We start from the raw sequence: 21,211 nt of genomic DNA, 5'->3' as shown, positions 1-21,211 counted from the left end.
ACCCATGAACACACAAGATCAGCACCACAGAGGCCGCCTGCGGCCCCGGCTCGTCGCCGCCGCAGGCGTCGCCGCCCTCACCCTCTCCGCCGGTCTCGCAACCCCGCTCAATCCGGTGCCGCAACAGGCCGAGGCGAAGGAGGGCAAGAAGGTGCTCACCGTCGCGGTCGCGCAGAGCGTCGACTCGCTGAGCCCCTTCCTGGCGTCGCGGCTGGTCAGCACGAGCATCCACCGGCTCATGTACGAGTACCTGACCAACTACGACCCGGCGGACAACCACGCGATCCCGGGCCTCGCCACCAAGTGGGAGCCGTCCGCGGACAAACTGACCTGGACGTACACGATCCGCTCCGACTCCAAGTGGTCCGACGGGCAGCAGGCCACGGCCGAGGACGCGGCGTGGACGTTCGACAAGATGATGACCGACGAGGGCGCGGCCACCGCCAACGGCAGCTTCGTCGCCAACTTCAAGAAGGTCACCGCCCCGAGCGCCACCCAGCTGGTGATCGAGCTCAAGAAGCCGCAGGCCACGATGGCCGCGCTCGATGTGCCGATCGTGCCCAAGCACATCTGGGAGAAGGTCGGCGACTTCTCCAAGTTCAACAACGACAAGAGCTTCCCGATCGTCGGCAACGGGCCGTTCGTCCTCACGGACTACAAGGCCGACAGCTACGTACGCCTGAAGCCCAACAAGAGCTTCTGGCGCGGGGCGCCCAAGTTCGACGAACTGGTCTTCAAGTACTACAAAGACGGGGACGCGGCCGTCGCGGCGCTGCAGAAGGGCGAGGTGTCCTTCGTCTCCGGTCTGACGCCGGCGCAGTCGGCGGCACTCAAGTCCGAGCGGAACATCAAGGTCAACGACGCCCCGGGGCGCCGCTTCTACGCCCTGGCCACCAACCCCGGAGCCCAGGCCAGGAACGGCAAGCACTTCGGTGACGGCGCCGAGTCGCTGCTCGACCAGAAGGTCCGCCAGGCGCTGTTCATGTCGATCGACCGGCAGACGCTGATCGACAAGGTCTTCCAGGGCCACGCCGTCCTGGGCGAGGGCTACATCCCGCCGCGCTTCTCGACGTACTCCTGGAAACCGTCGGCAGGTCAGGCGCTGGCGTACGACCCGGCGAAGGCGGCCCAGCTCCTCGACCAGGCCGGCTACAAGAAGAACGGCGACGGCAAGCGCGTCGAGAAGAACGGCAAGCCGATCGACTACCGGATCCTGTGCCACGCCACCGACCCGAACGACAAGGCGGTCGGGCAGTACGTGAAGGAGTGGTTCGGGAAGCTGGGCATCGGGGTCACCCTCGACTGCCTGGACAACGTGACGGACCCGTGGCTGGCGGGCAAGTACGACCTCGCCTTCGACGGCTGGTCCGTCAACCCGGACCCCGACTTCGTCCTGTCGATCCACACCTGCGGCGCCCTGCCCGCCACCCCGAAGGACACGGGCGCGACGGACAACTTCATCTGCGACAAGAAGTACGACGAGCTGTACGACCAGCAGCTCGCCGAGTACGACACCGCCAAGCGGACCGATCTCGTCAAGCAGATGGAGTCGCGGCTGTACGACACCGGGTACATGAACGTCATGGCGTACCCGAACGCGGTCGAGGCCTATCGCACCGATCAGATCAAGTCGATCGAGACGATGCCGAAGGCCGCGGGCAACATCTACGGCCAGGACGGTTACTGGAGCTGGTGGTCGGCGGTTCCGGCGGGCTCCTCCGGTGCGTCCTCCGACGGTTCGAGCTCGACGGGCATCATCATCGGCATCGTCGCGGGCGCCGTCGTCCTCGCGGGCGTCGGCGCGTTCTTCGTGATGCGCCGCCGCTCGACGGCCGAGGACCGTGAGTAGCGCAGGCACCGCCCCCAAGGGCACCCGCACGAACACGGGCGGGTGCCCCGATGAACGTACGAGCGAATGAGTGGTTCATGACCGCTGAGGCAACACCCTCGCTGGTCGAGGCGACCGGCGGTCCGGCAACGGCCGGGCCGTCGGTCCGCGGGCCGAAGGCGCGCACCCGGACCGCCTATCCGCGGTACGTGGCGGGCAAGTTGGGCGGCGCGGCCGTCTCCCTGCTCGCCGTCCTCGTCACCAGCTTCTTCCTCTTCCGGCTCATCCCCGGCGACCCGGTCAAGTACATGACCGGCGGTCGCCAGGTGTCCGCCGAACAACTCGCCAACTACCGCAAGGAGTTCGGACTCGATCTGCCTCTGTGGGAGCAGTTCACCGACTACTGCGGCAAGGCGCTCACCGGCGATCTCGGCACCTCCTACCAGTTCCGCGCCCCCGTCATCGACAAGATCACCGAGGCGCTGCCGAACACCCTCCTGCTCACCGGGACCGCGTTCGTCCTCTACACCGTGCTCGGCATCTTCATCGGCACCCGCTCCGCGTGGCGCAACGGCGGAACGAGCGACCGCATCAACACCGGTCTGGCGCTGACCCTTTACTCGATTCCGTCCTTCTGGCTGGGGCTGCTGCTCATCATCGTCTTCTCGGTGGGCATCGGTCCGATCCCCGGTATGTTCCCGACCGGCGGCATGGAATCGGGGGGCAAGGAGGGCTTCGCGTACGTCGTCGACGTCGCCCACCACCTGATCCTGCCGGTGGTGACCCTGGTCGCCGTCGAGTACGGGCAGACCCTGCTGGTGACCCGCTCGGCGCTGCTCGACGAGATGGGCGGCGACTACCTGACCACGGCTCGGGCGAAGGGGCTGCGGGACGACCAAGTGCGCCGTCGGCATGCCGTGCCCAACGCGCTGCTGCCCACCGTCACCCTGATCTTCATCAACCTCGGCCGGACGGTCGCGGGTGTGATCCTCGTCGAGACCGTCTTCTCCTGGCCCGGCCTCGGCGGGCTCTTCTACCAGGCGCTGAGCGTGCCCGATCTGCCGCTGGTGCAGGGGCTGTTCTTCGTCTTCGCGGCGGCTGTGATCGTGATGAACACGCTGGCCGATCTGATCTATCCACTGTTGGATCCACGGGTGGGCCGATGACCACGACCGAGCCGGACGGGCCGATGACAGCAGAAGCACCCCCGCGGGCGGCCCGGCCGGGTCCGCGCGCCCTGGCACGGCAGCGCCGCCGTCGCTCCGCGGCCCGTTTCTGGAAGCAGTACCGCACCCACCGGGCGGGCGTCTGCGGGCTCGCGGCCCTCGGCCTCTTCGTGCTGATCGCGGTGACCGCGCCGCTGACAGTGGGCTCCGACGTGCAGAGCGTGACCAACGCGCCAGGTGACCCGCTGGAGAGCCCGAGCGCCGAATTCCCCCTCGGCACCGACCAGTTCGGACGCGATCTGCTCGGCCTGTTGGTGTGGGGCGCCCGTGTCTCGCTGCTGGTCGGACTGCTCGCCGCCGTGCTGTCGGTGGCGATCGGGGCACTGATCGGGATCACCGCCGGGCACTTCCGCGGCTGGTACGCGACCGTGCTGATGCGGATCACCGACTGGTTCCTGGTGATGCCGACGCTGGTCCTCGCCATCGCGCTGGCGACCGTGATGACCCGCTCCCTCGGCACGATCATCCTGGCCATCGGTGTCACCACCTGGCCCACGACGGCCCGGCTGGTGCGCGCGCAGACCCTCGCGGTGGAGTCGCGGCCGTACATCGAGCGGGCCAAGGCGCTCGGCGGCGGTCACTGGCACATCATGTCCCGCCACGTGCTGCCCAATGTGATGCCGCTGGTCCTGGCCCAGACGACGCTCATCATCTCCTCGGCGATCCTCGCGGAGGCGACACTCGCGTTCCTCGGCCTCGGCGATCCGACCGTCGTCTCCTGGGGCGGGCTGCTCCAGGACGCGCGCGAGGCGGGTGCGGTCAGCGCGGGCAAGTGGTGGTACCTGGTGCCGCCGGGGGTCGCCATCGCGATGGTCGCGCTCGCGTTCACGCTGTGCGGTCGCGCGGTGGAGTCCGTCCTCAACCCGAAGCTGGGGGTGTCGCGTTGAACACGGCGACCGAGGGAACACCGAGCGCGCGACGGCTGCTGGAGGTCAGGAACCTCGACGTGACGTACCCGGGCGGCGCGGCCGCGGTACGCGGGGTGGACCTCTCGCTCGACGCGGGCCGGAAGCTCGGCCTCGCGGGCGAGTCCGGCTGCGGCAAATCGACACTGGCGCTGGCGCTGCTGCGGCTGTTGCCGGCGGGCACGCGCACGAGCGGGGAGATCCTCCTGGCCGGCGAGGACGTGCTGAAGATGAAGTGGGGGCGGGTGCGGGCGGTGCGCTGGGCGGGCGCGTCCATCGTCTTCCAGGGCGCTATGCACTCGCTGAACGCCGTGCACCGCGTCGGCGACCAGATCGCCGAGCCGATCCTGCTGCACAAGAAGGCGACCCCGGCGGGCGCGCGGCGAAAGACCGGCGAACTGCTCGAACACGTGGGACTGCCGGCCGCCCGCGCGGACGCCTATCCGCACGAACTCTCCGGCGGCCAGCGCCAACGCGTCATGATCGCGATGGCGTTGGCGTGCGACCCCCGACTGGTCATCGCCGACGAACCGACCACCGCACTCGACGTGATGATCCAGGCGCAGATCCTCCGGCTGATCGAACAGCTCGTCAGCGAGCAGGAGTTGGGGCTCATCATGATCAGTCACGATCTCGCCGTGCTGGCCGACACCTGTGACCGGCTCGCGGTGATGTACGCGGGCCGCGTGGTGGAGGAGGGACCCGCCCGGCAGGTCTACGAGAACGCCCGGCACCCGTACGCCAAGGCCTTGTCGGCCGCCTTCCCGCGCATCGGCGACGCGGCCTCCCGGTTCGCGCCGCGCGGCCTGCCCGGTGATCCACCGGACCCGTCGGCACTGCCGTCCGGCTGCACCTTCCACCCGCGCTGCCCGGTGGCGCTGGACGTGTGCGGGACGGACGACCAGGTGCTGCGGGACGCGGGGGCGGGCCGACGGGCGGCCTGCGTACATGCGGACACGGCCATGGGCGCGGAACCGGTCAGGAGTACGCCATGACGACGAACCCCGCGACGACCGGGCCGCTGCTGCGCGCACAGGGCCTGCACGTCTCGTTCCCTGGCCGGCCGGGCGCCGCCCGTGCGCGCGCCGTCGACGGCGTCGACCTGGACATCCGGCCCGGCGAGATCGTCGCCCTGGTCGGCGAGTCGGGCTGCGGCAAGACCACACTGGCCCGCTCGCTCCTCGGCCTGGTCCCGCCGACCGGTGGCCGGGTCACCTTCGACGGCAAGGCGCTGGACTACTCCTCGCGCGCCCTGAAGGCGTACCGAAAGCGCGTCCAGCTGGTCCTCCAGGATCCCAGCGGCTCACTGAACCCCCGGCACACGGTGTACGACGCGGTGGCCGAGGGACTGCGCATCCACCGGTACGGCGGCGACGAGCGGGCGGCGGTCGCGGGGGCGCTGTCCCGGGCGGGCCTGCGCCCCGCGGAGCGCTTCTTCCTGCGCTACCCGCACGAGCTGTCCGGCGGGCAGCGTCAGCGCGTCGTGATCGCCGGCGCGCTCGTCCTGGAGCCCGAACTCATCGTCGCGGACGAACCGGTCGCCTCCCTCGACGCCTCGGTCCGCGGCGAGATCCTCGCGCTGCTGCTGCGGCTGCGGGACGAACTCGGCCTGTCCGCCCTGGTGGTGACCCACGATCTGGGCCTGGCGTGGAACATCGCCGACCGGGTCGCGGTGATGTACCTCGGCCGGATCGTGGAGACCGGAGGCGTCGAGCAGGTCCTGACGGCACCACGGCATCCGTACACGCAGGCCTTGTTGTCCGTGCTTCCGGAGGCCCCGGGCGATCCGGTCGTGCTGAGCGGAGAGCCCCCCGACCCCTCCCGCATCCCCGGAGGCTGCCGGTTCCACGCGCGCTGTCAGATTCTGGCGAGCGGGGAGGCCGGCCGGGCGGGCGTCGCGGACGCCTGCCGGAGCCAGGACCTGGAGGTGCTGGACGGCGGCGGCGGAACGCAGGTGGCGTGCCACTGGGCGCGGGCGGTACACGCCGACGCCTGACACGGAGCAGACGCGACCGGTGCCGTACCCGGTGCGGGGGCCGCCGGTGCCTGATCGGGTGCAGGGGGTGCCTGATCGGGTGAGGGAGCGGCGGGCGCCGGGCGAAGGTGCCGGCCGCCCCGGCGCCGCGCCTCCGAGCGGGACGGGCCGAGGAGGGCTACTCCCCGTCGTACGCCTCGATGAGTTCCCGCGAGCGCTTCACATCGTCGGTGATGGCTTCCAGCAGGGCGTCGATGGAGTCGAACCGGGCCTGGCCGCGGACGAAGGCGAGGAAGTCGACAGCGACGTGCAGACCGTAGAGGTCGAGGCCGACGCGGTCGATGGCGTACGCCTCCACCGTGCGCTCGGTGCCGTCGAACTGAGGGTTCGTGCCGACGGAGATCGCGGCGGGCATGGCCTCGCCCTCGACGTGCAGCCAGCCCGCGTAGACGCCGTCGGCGGGAATCGCCGTGTGCGGGAGGGTCTCGACGTTCGCCGTGGGGAAGCCGAGCTCGCGGCCGCGCTGGGCACCGCGGACGACGATGCCCTCGACGCGGTGCGGCCGTCCCAGGATCTCCCGCGCGCCCTCGACATCACCCCCGGTGACGAGGCGCCGGGTGAGGGTCGAGGAGAAGGGCTCGCCGCCGCCCGCCTCACCGGTCACGTGGAGGTCCACGACCTCCACCTCGAAGTCGTACGTCTCCCCCTGCTCGCGCAGGAAGTCGACGTTGCCCGCGGCCTTGTGGCCGAAGCGGAAGTTGGGGCCCTCGACGACGGCCTTGGCGTGCAGCTTGTCGACCAGCACCTTCACCACGAAGTCGGCGGGCGACAGCTTCGAGAACTCGGTGGTGAAAGGCAGGATGAGCAGGGCGTCCACACCCAGTTCGGCCATCAGCTCCGCGCGACGGTGGTGCGGGGCGAGCAGCGGGGGGTGGCTGCCGGGGCGGACCACCTCGCTGGGGTGCGGGTCGAAAGTGACCACGACGGAGGGGACGCCCAGCTCACGGGCCCGGTCCACGGCATGCCGGATGATCAGCTGGTGTCCGCGGTGCACCCCGTCGTAGGAACCGATGGTGACGACGCTGCGCCCCCAGTCCTCTGGGATGTCCTCCAAGCCACGCCAGCGCTGCACTGTGACCGCTCCTTGTCGAACCCGTGTCCGTCATTGCCTTATTCGCAGCTCTAAGGGTGCCATGCCGTGTGCTCCCGGCTTGCATCGGCATCAGGCTGTGACCGATTGCTCAGCGCCGCGAAGTGCGGCCTGCGTTCGGTGCGCAGTGCCGCACGTGGGCGTCGTTCAGGCGGGAACGCCTGCCCCGGCCAGGTTCTCGATCACGCGGCGGGTGCCGGGGCCGACCAGGCCGGACCACTCCTCGGGGGTGCCGGTGGCGGGAGTGCCGGTCAGCCGGCGCGCGACCAGGCCGGCGAAGCCCGGGACGCGCCGGGCCAGGTCGACGAGGGTTCGGTCGAGGCCGGTGGCCCCGGCCGGTGTGCGCACGAGGAGAAGGCCGACGCGGTGCACCAGTTCGCGGGTCGGCTCCTCGCCCCTCCGGTCGAGGCCGTCGGCCGCGGCCCTCAGGACGGTGTCGAGAACGGCCGGATCCCGCTCGTGGGCCAGCAGCAGATCGAGCAGCTCGCGCCGCAGCGGGACCGACGCGTCGTCCCCCGGCGTCGCCAGGACCTGGGCGAGTACTGTCCGCACTGGCGCGCCACACCCCTCCAGCAGACCGCTGACCAAGGGAAACAGCACTGCCTGGGCGGTGCTCCCGTGGTCGAGGCGCCGGTCCACATATGCCGCCATGTACGCGGCGGTTCCGGGGCACAGCTCCACCGCCTCCCGCACCAGGGCGGCTACTCGGCGGGCCAGCGCCGGTGTGGTGGCGTCGGCGACGGCGCTGAGCAGCTCGGCCGTGTCGGGGCCGAGCCGCCGCAGCCGGTCGCGGAAAGCGTCGAGCACGGGCTCCGGGTGGGTGGTGAGCGCGGCGGCCAGCGCGCTCGGGGGCAGCCGTGAGTCGCCGGCCGCGAAGCGCTCCAGGGCTTGCGGAAGGTAGCGGGCACGCGTCAGCGGATCCCGTACGAGGATGCCGAGCGCCCCGCCGTGCAGCGTGTGGTCGGCGGGGCGGGTGAGCAGAGAGAGAGCGGCGTGACGAAGCAGCTCGCGATCGGCCGGGGCCCCCGCGAACGGCGCCGCCCGCAGCCCGTACGCGACCGCCGCGACCCGCCGCGCCGGCTGTTCGTCGTGCGCCCACCGGTCCACCGCACGGCACACGGACGACGGCTCCTCCTCGGCCAGCACGGCCAGCAGCTCGTCGCCCCGCGGGTGTGCGCAGACCACCAGGGACTCGGCCAGATCGGCCGGTGCCCGTCGCCGGTGCGCGTACAGCAGCGCCTGCGCGGCCGTCGCCACGGTCGCGTTCGGGGTCGCGGGCAGAGGCCGCTCGTCGTCGAACCAGCGGGTGAGGTGGCGGTGCACCGCGGTGGGGTGGTCCTTGAGGAGACGGGAGACGGTGTCGAGGTAGCGCGGGGCGGCGGTCTCGCCGGGGGCCAAGGGTCCGGTCGCCGTGGCCCGGCGGGGGTCGGCGACCACCAGGCGCCTGAGCAGGTCGAAGCGCTCGGCGTCCGGTACGGACAGCGCCTCCCAGAACCCCGGACCGAGTTCCTCCGGCACGGCCCTTCCCTGTTGCCGCCACGCCACGATCCGCTCGGTGAGCATCCGCAGCACCCCGACGCAAGGAGTCGCGTCGGGGACCCGGAGCAGGGCGGTGGTGCAGAGGCGGGTGGCCCACCAGAGGGGGTCGCCCAGCGGGGCCCGGTGCGGGGCCCTGTGCGGGGCCCTGTGCGGGGCCCTGTGCGGGACACCAGGCAGGGCGGTCCCGGGCGGGGCGGTGAGCCGGTCCGGGGCCTCGGGCAGGAGATCGTCGACCGCGCGGACGAGGTCCTCCAGACGGAGGGTCAGTTCGGCGGTGCCCTGTTGACGGGCCAGCGCGAGCAGGGTCTCGACGACGGGGCCGATCCTGTGGCGGGGGACGGGAAGGGTGCCCGCCCCCGAGTCGGCCGCCCCGGCGTCGGGCTGTCCTGTGGGCCGGGAGCCGTCGGCGCGGCGACGGCCGGGCGCCGTGGTCCCCGTGGTCCCCGTACGCGCGGAGCCGCTGTCGGGTGCGGCGCGCCCGCGGTGGACCAGGCTGTTCAGTGCCGCGTCCAGGTCGAGGTGGGTTCCCTGGATCCAGTCGGCCAGCTCCTCGTGGGCGAAGCGGTAGCCGTCCCCGGCGGGGACGAGGAGTCCCTCGGTGAGAACGGCGGACGCCCAGCCGGTGATGCCGGCGAGGCGTCCCGGGGCGGGGCCCCAGGGAAAGACGGCTTCGAAGGACGCCCGGTGCAGTTGGCCCTGCCCCGGTCCCAGACAGCGTCGGGCGGCTTCGTGCACCTGGCCGGAGACCCGGGCGGCGAGCCGGCGCACGGCGGTGCCGCGCAGCCCGTTCGCCGCCGCTAGCCGGGCCGCGACGCGCAGACACATCAGGTCGAGGTGGGCGGCGAACACGTCGTCGCGGTCGAGCCGTCCGGCCGGTTCGTCCACCGGCGCGGCGCGCACCTCGGAGAGCAGCCGCAGCACCAGCGGATGGCGGGCGTCGGCCGGCACGAGAATGCCGTCCGGAATCCCGGCACGCGACCGGGCCCGCCGGGCCTCCTCCTCGGTCAGATCGCCGAGCAGCACGCAGGCGGGCAGGGACCCGCCCTCGTACGCCGCGGGCCGCCCGCCGACGCCCGGCGACAGCGGCCCACCCGGGTGGGCCGCCGCCCGCCCCTCCACGTCCGGCTGTCCGGCCGTCCGGTGCAACAGCTCCGCGGGGAATTCCGCGCCCGCCCGTTCCCAGTACTCCTCCCGGCAGCCGACCACGAGTCGTGTGCCGGTCTCCGTCAGCCAGGCGGCCGTTCCCTCGGTCCAGTCGGGGAGCCGGTGGGCGAGCTCGGGCGGCATCTCCTCGGGGCCGTCGAGAAGGAGCAGCAGGGGCCGGGCGGTGGAGCGCGCCAGCCGGGCCAGCCGGTCCGGGGCGATGTCGCCGAGTTCGCCGCCGTATCCCTCGGGGGGCAGCACATCCTCGTCGGCGGGCCGCCGCGGGCCCTCCGCCCCGGTCGCCCCGGGGCCCCGCCGGGACGCGGCCACGATCCGCCCGGCGCGCTCCAGTGCGCGCGTCGCCGCGTCCGCCACCGAAGTGTCGTCGGGGCGGAGGTCGGCGCCGCGCAGCCACAGGGTGGGAGCCGGTTCGAGGCCCCGCAGGCGGCGGGCGGCGAGCGCGGCCAGCTCCGTCGTACGGCCGCTGCCGGGTGCGCCGACAAGTCCGAGGACGACGGCCGGGCCGCTCTCGAAAGCCGCGAACTCCCTGATGACATCGGCTCGTTCGACGATCGCGGAGCCCGCTCCCGCGACTCCGGGCAAGGCCTGTGGACGGGGCCCGTCCGAGCCGACCGAGGTCGCGGTGAGTTCCAGCGCGCCCGCGAGATTCAGATCGGCGCCGTACGCGGGCACGGTCGCCGCGTTACGGGCCAGCAGTTCGGCGAGCGGCCCCGGGGCGCCCCGCAGGGGGACGGCGAGGCCGGGCGCGCGATGGCCGGCCGGGGGCTCCCCCGGCGCGGTGCCGTCGGGGGCCAGGGGAAGCAGGGCGGTGCCGAGGACCGCCACGACGGCGCCGGTGCGGGCGTCGAGGACCGGTCCCCCGGCCGCTCCACCGCCCGGCCGCAGCGCGTCCGCGCCCGCCGTGCCGATCGCCAGCTCCAGTGCGTCTCCCAGGAGATGGACGCGGGCGGCGGCGGGGTAGGTCACAGCGGAGGAACCCAGCACCCGCGCCTCGCGCCAGCCGCCCGCCGCGATCCGGACGTACGTACCGGTCCCGACGCGGTCCCGCGCGGTGACGGGGAGCGGGCCGAGGCCGAGACCTTCGGTGCGTACGAGGGCCAGACCGACGTCGGGCAGCGGCGTGACGGCGTCGGCGGTCACCACACAGGTGCGGTCGCCGGGGGCGTCCAGGACGAGTCGGTCCAGGCCGTCGACGACCTCATGGCCGGTGATCACCGTGCCGTGGTGGTCGGCCGCGAAGCCCGTGCCGCGCGGGCGGCCCGCCAGGTCGCGGACGCGTACGAGGACGTCGTCCCCCGGTTGTCCGGCGCCGTCCGCCGCCTCTTCGTTCCCGGTCCGCGGGCCTCGCCCCGCCATACTCGAACCTCCCCGCCGCGCTCCTGCTCCGACGGTAGGGGCGAGGTGATCAGCGGGACAGATCGTGGGGCGAACGCGCCCCCTTCCGCTCCCTGGGTTCACTCCGAGCGCCTGCCCGATGGGGTGAATACGCGGGAGTGGATGGATATACACCCATGGGTGGGGGAGCCGAGGGGGGACCGTGGAGCGGCGGGCACGAGACCCCGTGATCGCCGCTCCACGGACGGACCGTCCACCCGGCCACGGCGTGGACGGATCGTCGTCCACCCGGCCTTCGTGCGGACGGATCGTCCACCCGGCCGTCATGCCTGGCGTGCGGGCGGGACACCTCGGCGGAGGGGAACCCTCAGCCGAAGACGGCCAGGCTCTTCGCCTTGCCCTTCTGCTCCTCCACCAGGGCGAGGAACTGCCCCTCGGCATCGAAGACCGCGACGGTGCCCTTGCCCGTGTACTCGTCGGGCATGTCGAGCCGGACGCCGTTCAGCAGCAGCCGGGCCCGCTTGGTGTCCACGTCCCAGCGCGGGAACGCGGCCGCGGCCGCCTCCGCGATCGGCATCACCGTCAGCTCCTCCTGGAGCTGGTCGAGGGTGCGCGCGGAGTCCAGCTTGTAGGGACCGACGCGGGTGCGGCGCAGGGCGGTGAGATGACCGCCGACGCCCAGGTCCGCGCCGAGGTCGCGGGCGATCGCCCGGATGTACGTCCCGGACGAGCAGACGACGGAGACGACCAGGTCGAGCACCGGGGTGCCGTCCTCGGCGACCGCGTCACGGATGTCGTACACCGCGAACGACGAGATGGTCACCGGGCGGGCCGGGATCTCGAACTCCTCGCCCTCGCGCGCCCTCTTGTACGAGCGCACTCCGTTGATCTTGATGGCGCTGACCTTGGACGGCACCTGCATGATGGCGCCGGTCAGCTTGGCGACCCCGGCGTCGATCGATTCGCGCTTCACACCGGAGGCGTCGGTCGAGGAGGTGATGTCGCCCTCGGCGTCGTCGGTCAGCGTGTTCTGGCCGAGCCGGATCGTACCGAGGTACTCCTTCTCGGTGAGCGCGAGGTGCCCGAGGAGTTTGGTGGCCTTCTCGACTCCGAGGACGAGCACACCCGTCGCCATGGGGTCGAGGGTGCCCGCGTGGCCGACCCTGCGCGTCCTGGCGATCCCGCGCATCTTGGCGACCACGTCGTGCGAGGTGAAGCCCGACGGCTTGTCGACAATGACAAGCCCGTCGGGCGTGCTGGGCTTCTGCGTCATTCCGCCGCGTCGTCCTCGTCGTCCTCGCCCGGCTTCTTGTACGGGTCCGCGTCACCCGCGAAGGACGCGCCGGCCGAGACCTCGCGCACCTTCTCGTCCGAGGCCCGTGCCTTGTCGAGCAGGTCCTCGATGGTCTTGGCGGTGTCCGGCAGGGCGTCCGCGACGAACGTCAGCGTCGGCGTGAACTTCACGCCCGCCGCCGCGCCGACGGCCGAGCGGAGCACGCCCTTGGCGCTCTCCAGGCCCGCGGCCGCCTCGGCACGCTGCTCGTCGTCCCCGTACACCGTGTAGAAGACGGTGGCCTCCCGGAGGTCCCCGGTGACCCGGGTGTCCGTGATGGTGACGTGAGTGCCGAGCCGCGGGTCCTTGATCCCGCGCTGCAGCTTCTTGGCCACCACCTCTCGGATGAGGTCCGCCAGCCTCTTCGCCCGCGCGTTGTCGGCCACTGGTCCGTCTCCTTCTTCGCCTTGCTTGTTTCTCGTCAGTCTTCGTCTGTGTGGACTCTGCGCCGTACCGACAGCAGTTCCACCTCCGGTCGCGCCGCGACCAGCCGTTCGCACCGGTCCAGTACCTCGGTCAGGTGCATCGTGTCCCCGGAGACCACCGCCAGGCCGATCTCGGCCCTGCGGTGAAGATCCTGATTGCCCGTCTCGGCGGCACTCACCGCGTACTTCCGCTGGAGTTCGGCGACGATCGGCCGGACGAGAGAGCGTTTCTCCTTGAGCGAGTGGACATCGCCGAGGAGCAGATCGAAGGACAGCGTCCCCACATACATGTGTAACCGGATGTCCCGCCGGTACGGGATAGACGGCCTGCCAATGCACTTGGCAGGGACATCAGAACCGTACAACGAACCGTCGGCTCGCTCGACGGGGTTTCCGGGTCCCCGGGCCGTTCGCCGGACGGCTGACCGGCCGGGGCCGGTCGCACAGTTCCCCGCGCCCCGAATGAGGGACGCGGGGAACCGCGTGATCCGGTAAAAGCCAGGCTGGCCGGCGGTGACTGCTCACCGCCGGCCAGCCTGGGAACCGCTTTACGAGCGCGGCTTCTCGCGCATCTCGTACGTCGCGATGACGTCGTCGACCTTGATGTCGTTGAAGTTGCCGAGGTTGATACCGCCCTCGAACCCTTCGCGGAGCTCGGTGACGTCGTCCTTGAAGCGACGCAGCCCGGAGATGTTGAGGTTCTCCGCGATGACCTTGCCGTCGCGGACGAGGCGCGCCTTGGTGTTGCGCTTGACCTCGCCCGAGCGGACCAGGACACCGGCGATGTTGCCCAGCTTGGACGACTTGAAGACCTCGCGGATCTCCGCCGTGCCGAGCTCGACCTCCTCGTACTCCGGCTTGAGCATGCCCTTGAGGGCCGCTTCGATCTCCTCGATGGCCTGGTAGATCACCGAGTAGTACCGGACGTCGACGCCCTCGCGCTCCGCCATCTGCGCCGCGCGGCCCGCAGCGCGGACGTTGAAGCCGATGACGATGGCGTCGGAGCCGGTCGCCAGGTTGATGTCGGACTCGGTGACCGCACCCACACCGCGGTGCAGGACACGGATGTCGACCTCGTCGCCGACGTCGAGCTGGAGCAGCGAGGACTCGAGAGCCTCCACCGAACCGGACGCGTCGCCCTTGATGATGAGGTTGAGTTCCTGCACCAGACCGGCCTTGAGGGCCTCGTCCAGGTTCTCCAGGGAGAACCGGACACCCCGGCGGGCGAAGTTGGCGTTGCGCTCACGCGCCGCGCGCTTCTCGGCGATCTGACGCGCCGTGCGGTCCTCGTCGACGACCAGGAAGTTGTCGCCGGCGCCCGGGACGTTGGTGAGACCCAGGACCAGGACGGGGGTCGACGGACCCGCTTCCTCGACGTTGTTGCCGTTGTCGTCGAGCATCGCCCGGACACGGCCGTACGCGTCGCCGACCACCATGGTGTCGCCGATGCGCAGCGTGCCGCGCTGGACCAGGACCGTCGAAACGGCACCGCGGCCGCGGTCGAGGTGGGACTCGATCGCAATACCCTGCGCGTCCTGCTCCGGGTTGGCCCGCAGGTCGAGCGAGGCGTCCGCGGTCAGGACCACGGCCTCCAGGAGAGCCTCGATGTTGAGGCCCTGCTTGGCGGAGATGTCGACGAACATGGTGTCGCCGCCGTACTCCTCGGCCACCAGACCGAACTCGGTGAGCTGACCGCGCACCTTGGTCGGGTCGGCACCCTCGACGTCGATCTTGTTGACCGCGACCACGATCGGCACGTCGGCCGCCTTGGCGTGGTTCAGCGCCTCGATCGTCTGGGGCATCACACCGTCGTTGGCCGCCACCACGAGGATCGCGATGTCGGTCGACTTGGCACCACGGGCACGCATGGCGGTGAACGCCTCGTGACCCGGGGTGTCGATGAAGGTGATCTTGCGCTCTTCACCGTTGACCTCGGTGGCCACCTGGTACGCACCGATGTGCTGCGTGATACCGCCGGCCTCGCCCGCGACGACGTTCGTCTTGCGGATGGTGTCGAGAAGGCGGGTCTTACCGTGGTCGACGTGACCCATGACGGTCACGACCGGCGGACGGACCACGAGGTCGTCCTCGTCGCCCTCGTCCTCGCCGAACTCGATGTCGAAGGACTCGAGCAGCTCGCGGTCCTCCTCCTCGGGGCTGACGATCTCGAGGATGTAGTTCATCTCGTCCGCGAGGAGCTTCAGCGTCTCGTCGGAGACGGACTGCGTGGCAGTGACCATCTCGCCGAGGTTCATCATCACGGCGACGAGCGAGGCCGGGTTGGCGCCGATCTTCTCCGCGAAGTCGGTGAGGGACGCACCGCGCGACAGGCGGACGGACTGTCCGTTGCCGCGAGGCAGCATCACGCCGCCGACGGACGGGGCCTGCATGGCCTCGTACTCCTGGCGCCTCTGCCGCTTCGACTTGCGACCACGACGCGCGGGACCGCCGGGACGGCCGAACGCACCCTGCGTGCCGCCACGGGCACCGGGACCACCCGGACGACCGCCGAAGCCGGGACGGCCGCCGCCACCACCGGGACCACCCGGACGACCGGCGAAACCGCCGCCGCCACCACCGGGACCACCCGGACGACCGGCGAAACCGCCGCCGCCGCCACCGGGACCGGCCGGACGACCGGCGAAACCGCCGCCGGGACGACCGCCGCCCGCACCGGGACCGCCGGGACGACCGCCGCCCGCACCGGGACCACGGCCACCGGGGCCGCCGCCGGGACGGGGGCTGCCCGCGGCCGGACGCTGAGGCATCATGCCGGGGTTCGGACGGTTACCGCCCGGACCGCCGCCGGGACGCGGGGCCTGCGGACGGGGCATGCCGCCCGGAGTGGGACGGGCACCGCCCGGACCGCCCTGCGGACGCGGAGCGCCGCCGGGACCGCCCTGGGGACGGGGAGCACGGTCCTGACCGCCCGCGCCCTGCGGACGCGGAGCGCCGCCGGGACGGTCGCCACCGGGACGCGGGGCACCGCCCGGACGGGGCGCCTGCGGGCGCGCCATACCGGTGGAGCCACCAGAGGTGAACGGGTTGTTGCCCGGACGGGGACCGGCCGGACGGGCACCCGGACGCGAGGTCTGGCCGCCGGGGCGCGGGGCGCCACCCTGACGGTCGCCGCGCTCGGGACGCTCGGGACGGTCACCACGACCCTGACCACCCTGACCGGGACCACCGGCCGGACGGGCACCGGGACGCGGAGCCTGGCCGGCGGGACGCGGGGCGCCCGGACGGGGACCCGCGGCCGGAGCCGAGGGGGTCGACGGCGCGACCGGCGCCGACGGGGGCGCGGTGAACTCGGCCGCGACCGGAGCCGGAGCCGCCGGAGCGGGCTTCGGGGCCGGCTTGGGACCCGGAGTCGGGCGCGGACCCGCGGCCGCCGGGGTGACCGGAGAGGCCGCGGGCGTCTCGGCCGCGGCCGGCTTCGGGGCCGGCGGGCGCGGGGCGGCCGGACGGGCCGCCTGCGCCGGAGAGGGGGCACCCGGCTTGGCCGGGGAAGCCTTGCGCGGGGCGGGCTTGCCGCCACCGTTGCCCTGCTGGAGGGCATCTGTCAGTTTACGTACGACGGGGGCCTCGATCGTCGAGGACGCCGAACGGACGAATTCACCGAGTTCTTGGAGCTTGGCCATGACGACCTTGCTCTCTACGCCGAACTCCTTGGCGAGTTCGTATACCCGGACCTTAGCCACTTCGCTCCTTTTAGGTCCGGGTCTGCGTCCGGACCGTCGCTACTTCATGGGCGTACTCATCGCGTGCTCATCGAGTGCTCATCGCAATCTCGACCTACTTCCAACTCGCGGAATACCAGGGCCGCACGGAGGTTCCGCACGACGCTCTCTTACGGGTTTGCCTGCTCGACGTAGAGGCGCAGCGCCTCGGTGTCGAGCGCTCCCGGAGCGCGCAGCGCCCGCGGGATCGCCCGGCGGCGGACCGCCAGATCGAGACAGACCAGAACGGGATGCACGTACGCACCCCGGCCGGGCAGCGTACCGCGATGATCGGGGGCACAATCGCCCTCGACCGCCACGATGCGCAGCAAGTCTCTCTTGGCCGCTCGCTCCCGGCACCCCACACAGGTGCGTTCAGGGCATGCGCGGGCTCGCGTCCGGCCAGACACTCTTGAGTCTACCTCCCCGTACCGACCTCACCCCTTTGGGGCAAAAATCGAACGGTTGTTGTCGTGATGTAAGCGATCCGCGGGCCGGATCTATTCCCGGCCTATTCCCCGCGCCGCTCGGCGGGCTGCTCGGTGTCCGGACGGATGTCGATCCGCCAGCCCGTGAGGCGCGCGGCGAGGCGGGCGTTCTGGCCCTCCTTGCCGATCGCCAGCGACAGCTGGTAGTCGGGAACCGTCACGCGCGCGGAGCGGGCCGCGAGGTCGACGACCTCGACCTTGGAGACACGGGCCGGGGAGAGCGCGTTCGCCACCATGTCGGCCGGGTCGTCCGACCAGTCGACGATGTCGATCTTCTCGCCGTTCAGTTCGGCCATCACGTTGCGCACCCGGCCGCCCATCGGGCCGATGCAGGCGCCCTTGGCGTTCAGACCGCTGCGGTTGGACCGGACGGCGATCTTCGTGCGGTGGCCGGCCTCGCGGGCGATGGCCGCGATCTCGACGGAACCGTCGGCGATCTCCGGCACCTCCAGCGCGAAGAGCTTCTTCACGAGGTTGGGGTGCGTACGGGACAGGGTCACGGACGGACCGCGGACACCCTTGGCCACCCGTACGACGTACGAGCGCAGGCGCAGGCCGTGCTCGTAGTTCTCACCGGGGACCTGCTCCTGCACCGGCAGGATGGCCTCCAGCTTGCCGATGTCGACGAGCACGTTCTTCGGGTCGCGGCCCTGCTGGACCACACCGGTGACGATGTCGCCCTCGCGGCCCGCGTACTCGCCGAGGGTCGCGTCGTCCTGGGCGTCCCGCAGGCGCTGCAGGATCACCTGCTTGGCGGTGGTCGCGGCGATCCGGCCGAACCCCGACGGGGTGTCGTCGAACTCGCGCGCCTCCTGCCCCTCCTCCAGGTCCTCGGGGTCCTCCTTCGCCCACACGGTCACGTGACCGGTCTCCCGGTCGAGTTTCACGCGCGCGCGCCGGCGGCTTCCCTCGGTGCGGTGGTAGGCGATGAGGAGGGCCGACTCGATCGCCTCGACCAGCAGGTCGAAGGAGATCTCCTTCTCCCGCACCAAACCCCGCAGGGCACTCATGTCGATGTCCACGGCTACGCCTCCTCTTCCTTCTTGTCCTTGCGGCTGAACTCGACCTGGACGCGGGCCTTGACGATGTCCGCGAAGGCGAGCCGCCTGGCGGTGGGCTTGCGCCCCTTCACGCCAGGCACCTCGACATCCAGACCGTCCTCGTCGACCCGCAGGATCCTGGCGAGCAGTTCTTCGTTCTCCGAAAGCTGGAACTTCACCAGGCGGTCGGTGGCACGTACGTAGTGACGGTGCTCCTTGAGCTCGCGCTCGGCACCGGGGGTTCCGACTTCGAGGGTGTACTCCCCCTCGCCCATCGCGTCCGTCTCGTCGAGCTTCGCCGAGAGCGCACGGCTCACATCGGCGATCGCGTCCAGGTCGGCACCTTCGTCCGAGTCGACGACGACGCGCAGAACACGCTTGCGGCCTACGGTCTCCACTTCGATCTCTTCCAGATCGAGGCCCTGGGAGCTCACGAGCGGATCCAGGAGTTCTCGCAGCCTCTCGCTCTGGGTCGTGCTCATCCGGGTGACTCCTCGGCCGCGTGTGCTGTTGTGGGTTGGTCGCGTGTCAGCTCAAAGGGTATCCGGTCGCGGAGGGTGTTGCCGTCCACCGGGACGCGTGTGCTCGCGCGGACAGGTGCAGGAGAGCATCCGCGAAATCGCGCCGGAGACAGACCGGAGACAGATGGGAGAGAGCCGCTGGGCGGTGATCGGCCGATGCGCGGGTACCGTGATCGCGGGCAGCTCGCCCATACTTTCGTTCGAGCCCTCCGAGGACGTCTGCCGTGTCGTTCCCCCTGCCGTCGCGCACCCCGTCGGGTCCGCGCCGAAGGACCCTGCTCGCGGCCGCCGCGGGCGCCTTCGCGCTCGCGGGCTGTTCCGCTCCCGAGCCGTCCAGCGACACGACGGGCGGCAGCCCCTCGGCCGCGGACCGGGCCCGCGCGCGCGGGGCCCGCGACAGCCTGACGCTCTCCGACCGGTACACCGCGGTGATCGCCGCCCATCCGGACCTGGCGGAGCGGCTCGGCCCGCTGCGGGCCGAGGTCGCCCGGCACGTGAAGGCTTTCGGCGGCGGCAGCGCCGGGGCGTCGGCGTCCCCGTCCGCGCCCTCCTCGTCGGTGTCTCCGTCCGCGCCTGCGTCGTCGGGGTCCCCGTCGGCGTCGGGTTCGGCGTCGGCGTCGGGTTCGGCGTCGGCGTCGGGTTCGGCGTCGGCGTCGGAGTCGGCGGCGAGCACGGTTTCGGCTTCGGCTTCGGCTTCGGCTTCGGCCGACGCCTCCCCCGGTGTGGCGGCCCGGCCCAAGGACGCGCTCGCCGACCTCGCCGCCGCCGAACTGGCGCTCGCGGACGAGCGGACACAGGCGCTCGTGGAGGTTCCCGGCGAGCTCGCCCGGCTGCTCGCCTCGGTGGCGGCGGCCGGTGCGGCCCACGCGTTTCTGCTGACGAAGGCGGCGAAGTGAGCAAGCGGAACAGCACCCTGGAAGCCGAGCTCAAGGCCCTGCAGGCCGCGCTGGGCGCCGAGCACGCGGCCGTCTACGGCTACGGCGTCGTGGGCGGCCGGATCGGCGAGGCCCGGCAGACGGACGCCCGGTCGGCGTACGACGCCCATCGGGCACGCCGGGACGAACTGGCGCGGGCGGTGAAGGACATGGGCGGCACACCCGAGGCCGCGTCGGCCGCGTACATGCTGCCGTTCCCGGTGACGGACACCGCCACGGCCATACGGTTCGCGGCCGAACTGGAGGAGCGGGTGGCCGCCGTGTACTCCGACCTCGTACGCGCCGCCACTGGCGACCGGCGACGCATGGCGGCCGGGGCGCTGCGGGAGGCCGCGGTCCGTGCGGTGCGCTGGAGCGGCGAGAGCGTAGCCTTCCCTGGGCTCGCCGAGCGGGCGGGCACCCCGTCCGCCACGGCACCCTCGCCGACGTAACGCGACCTGGAAGGGAACATCTCGCGCATGGACCCGCGCATGGCCTTCGAACCGCCGCAGCGCCTTCTTCGGGCGCTCGGCGAGACCCGCCGGAGCGGGCCGGAGGGGGCCGACGAGGCCGACGAGTGGCTGGAGAAGCTGCCCGAGCTGACCCGACAGGCCCTTGATCTACGCGAGTTGACCGTGGAACGGGTGCAGGCGCCGGGTGGGCGCAGCAGTCTGGTCGTCCTGGTGCGACGGGCCGACGGCACTCCCGCCGTGCTGAAGCTGGCGCCCGAGCGGGCGCGTCCGGAGAGCGAGCGGGCCGCGCTCGCCCACTGGGACGGCCGCGGCGCGGTCCGGCTTCTCGACCCGGCCGACGCCCACCCCATCCACGAAACCCACGGTGTCCTGCTGCTGGAGCGGCTGCACCCGGACATGTCCGTACGTTCGCTGCCCGAGGCGAAGGCCCTGCTGGAGGCGGCGGGGACGCTGCGGCGGCTGTGGGTCGAGCCGCCCGCCGGCCAGGTCTTCGAGACCGTCGCGGAGCGGACCGGGCGGCAGGCGGAGGCCATGCGGGCCACGACGACGGCCGAGGCCGGTGCCGGGGCCGGGGCGGATGCCGAGGTGACGGCCCTGGTCGACGCGGCGCTCGCGGCGCGCGAGGAGCTGCTGGCCGCGCCGCCCGAGCCGAGGCTGCTGCACGGCACCTTCCGGCAGAGCAAGGTGCTCGCCGGGGAGCGCGTGCCCTGGCTGGCCGTGGGACCGGACCCGGTGGTCGGCGAGTGCGCGTTCGACCTGGCCCGGCTGGTCCGCGACCGGGTGGAGGACCTCATCGCCTCACCTTCGGGGCCGTCGATCACCCGGCGCCGGGTCAAGCGGCTCGCCGAGTCCCTGGACGTGGACCAGGAGCGGCTGCGCGGCTGGACCCTGTTCCGCGCCGTCGAGTCGGGCGTCCGGGCGGGCCGGGTGGGCCGCCTGCGCGACGCCGAACTCCTCCTGGAGTTCGCCGGCTGGCTCTGAGGGCCCGCACAAGAACGACTTGTGGGCGCGCAACCTGCTGACCTGGGTGTCAAGTCCCAGAAGCAGTAACTTAGTTCTCGGCAAGCCCTGAGGGCTGTCCCGCAACTCGCGCTCGGCTGCGGCGAGTCGGAGGCCGCCGGACGGCGACCGGAGACCCGGCGAAAGTTCGCGGGCGAGTCCGGAGACGTACCGGTT

Annotated in this window: 17 protein-coding genes; 8 read left to right on the top strand and 9 right to left on the bottom strand. The window is 72.0% G+C overall.

All coding sequences use genetic code 11. From position 1 onward, the window contains the following. The first annotated feature begins 4 nt into the window (after positions 1 to 4). From ACFYW8_RS28025 to ACFYW8_RS28005, 5 genes are all read left to right on the top strand, one after another. Entirely contained in the window at positions 5 to 1,849 is a 1,845-nt protein-coding gene (locus ACFYW8_RS28025; protein WP_389082052.1) for an ABC transporter substrate-binding protein, read from the top strand. Between the two features lie 77 nt (positions 1,850 to 1,926). After that, positions 1,927 to 2,994 carry an ABC transporter permease gene (locus tag ACFYW8_RS28020; RefSeq protein ID WP_389082045.1) on the top strand — a complete coding sequence of 356 codons (1,068 nt, stop codon included), beginning with the start codon at positions 1,927 to 1,929 and terminating at the stop codon, positions 2,992 to 2,994. After that, on the top strand, positions 2,991 to 3,941 hold the full coding sequence (locus ACFYW8_RS28015; protein ID WP_389082041.1) for an ABC transporter permease: 951 nt from the start codon (positions 2,991 to 2,993) through the stop codon (positions 3,939 to 3,941). The genes ACFYW8_RS28020 and ACFYW8_RS28015 overlap by 4 nt, the downstream gene beginning before the upstream one ends. Beyond that, positions 3,938 to 4,954 carry an ABC transporter ATP-binding protein gene (locus tag ACFYW8_RS28010; RefSeq protein ID WP_389082036.1) on the top strand — a complete coding sequence of 339 codons (1,017 nt, stop codon included), beginning with the start codon at positions 3,938 to 3,940 and terminating at the stop codon, positions 4,952 to 4,954. Before ACFYW8_RS28015 ends, ACFYW8_RS28010 begins: the two co-directional genes overlap by 4 nt. Further along, positions 4,951 to 5,955 carry an ABC transporter ATP-binding protein gene (locus ACFYW8_RS28005; protein ID WP_365873429.1) on the top strand — a complete coding sequence of 335 codons (1,005 nt, stop codon included), beginning with the start codon at positions 4,951 to 4,953 and terminating at the stop codon, positions 5,953 to 5,955. Before ACFYW8_RS28010 ends, ACFYW8_RS28005 begins: the two co-directional genes overlap by 4 nt. Positions 5,956 to 6,112: 157 nt before the next feature. Here ACFYW8_RS28005 and ACFYW8_RS28000 read toward each other — a convergent pair whose 3' ends face one another. The 9 genes from ACFYW8_RS28000 to rimP form a co-directional block, all read right to left on the bottom strand. Next, positions 6,113 to 7,066 (bottom strand): bifunctional riboflavin kinase/FAD synthetase, encoded by a 954-nt coding sequence (locus ACFYW8_RS28000; protein WP_365873427.1) that lies wholly within the window; start codon positions 7,064 to 7,066, stop codon positions 6,113 to 6,115. A gap of 165 nt (positions 7,067 to 7,231) precedes the next feature. Further along, positions 7,232 to 11,143: a trypsin-like peptidase domain-containing protein gene (locus ACFYW8_RS27995; RefSeq protein ID WP_389082028.1), complete on the bottom strand. Its 3,912-nt coding sequence runs from the start codon at positions 11,141 to 11,143 to the stop codon at positions 7,232 to 7,234. 346 nt (positions 11,144 to 11,489) lie between these two features. Then, complete coding sequence (gene truB, locus ACFYW8_RS27990) at positions 11,490 to 12,395, bottom strand: tRNA pseudouridine(55) synthase TruB (protein WP_389082025.1); 906 nt, start codon at positions 12,393 to 12,395, stop codon at positions 11,490 to 11,492. Then, entirely contained in the window at positions 12,392 to 12,841 is a 450-nt protein-coding gene (gene rbfA / locus ACFYW8_RS27985) for a 30S ribosome-binding factor RbfA (RefSeq protein WP_261709639.1), read from the bottom strand. The genes truB and rbfA overlap by 4 nt, the downstream gene beginning before the upstream one ends. A gap of 35 nt (positions 12,842 to 12,876) precedes the next feature. Then, on the bottom strand, positions 12,877 to 13,170 hold the full coding sequence (locus ACFYW8_RS27980; protein WP_365873421.1) for a DUF503 domain-containing protein: 294 nt from the start codon (positions 13,168 to 13,170) through the stop codon (positions 12,877 to 12,879). A 258-nt stretch (positions 13,171 to 13,428) separates the two neighbouring features. Next, positions 13,429 to 16,581: a translation initiation factor IF-2 gene (gene infB / locus ACFYW8_RS27975; RefSeq protein ID WP_389082016.1), complete on the bottom strand. Its 3,153-nt coding sequence runs from the start codon at positions 16,579 to 16,581 to the stop codon at positions 13,429 to 13,431. A 149-nt stretch (positions 16,582 to 16,730) separates the two neighbouring features. Continuing rightward, the gene (locus ACFYW8_RS27970; protein ID WP_389082013.1) at positions 16,731 to 17,009 is read right to left on the bottom strand and encodes a YlxR family protein; all 279 of its coding nucleotides are present in this window, start codon (positions 17,007 to 17,009) and stop codon (positions 16,731 to 16,733) included. Positions 17,010 to 17,110: 101 nt separating this feature from the next. Then, positions 17,111 to 18,109: a transcription termination factor NusA gene (gene nusA, locus ACFYW8_RS27965; RefSeq protein WP_389082009.1), complete on the bottom strand. Its 999-nt coding sequence runs from the start codon at positions 18,107 to 18,109 to the stop codon at positions 17,111 to 17,113. 2 nt (positions 18,110 to 18,111) lie between these two features. Beyond that, positions 18,112 to 18,609: a ribosome maturation factor RimP gene (gene rimP, locus ACFYW8_RS27960; protein WP_365873413.1), complete on the bottom strand. Its 498-nt coding sequence runs from the start codon at positions 18,607 to 18,609 to the stop codon at positions 18,112 to 18,114. Between the two features lie 263 nt (positions 18,610 to 18,872). On the opposite strand from rimP, the gene ACFYW8_RS27955 reads away from it, so the two are divergent. From ACFYW8_RS27955 to ACFYW8_RS27945, 3 genes are read left to right on the top strand one after another with little or no spacing between them, the layout of a single operon-like run. Next, a complete protein-coding gene (locus ACFYW8_RS27955; protein WP_389082002.1) occupies positions 18,873 to 19,544 on the top strand; it encodes a hypothetical protein in 672 nt (223 codons plus the stop codon). Beyond that, a complete protein-coding gene (locus tag ACFYW8_RS27950; protein WP_389081997.1) occupies positions 19,541 to 20,014 on the top strand; it encodes a ferritin-like domain-containing protein in 474 nt (157 codons plus the stop codon). Before ACFYW8_RS27955 ends, ACFYW8_RS27950 begins: the two co-directional genes overlap by 4 nt. Positions 20,015 to 20,053: 39 nt before the next feature. After that, positions 20,054 to 21,016: an aminoglycoside phosphotransferase family protein gene (locus tag ACFYW8_RS27945; protein ID WP_389082117.1), complete on the top strand. Its 963-nt coding sequence runs from the start codon at positions 20,054 to 20,056 to the stop codon at positions 21,014 to 21,016. Positions 21,017 to 21,211: the final 195 nt, after the last annotated feature.

Origin of the sequence: Streptomyces sp. NPDC002742 (assembly GCF_042888885.1) — a bacterium.
Classification (GTDB): domain Bacteria; phylum Actinomycetota; class Actinomycetes; order Streptomycetales; family Streptomycetaceae; genus Streptomyces.
Note: the sequence above shows the minus strand (reverse complement) of the source record. Positions and strands in the feature narration are given on the sequence as shown.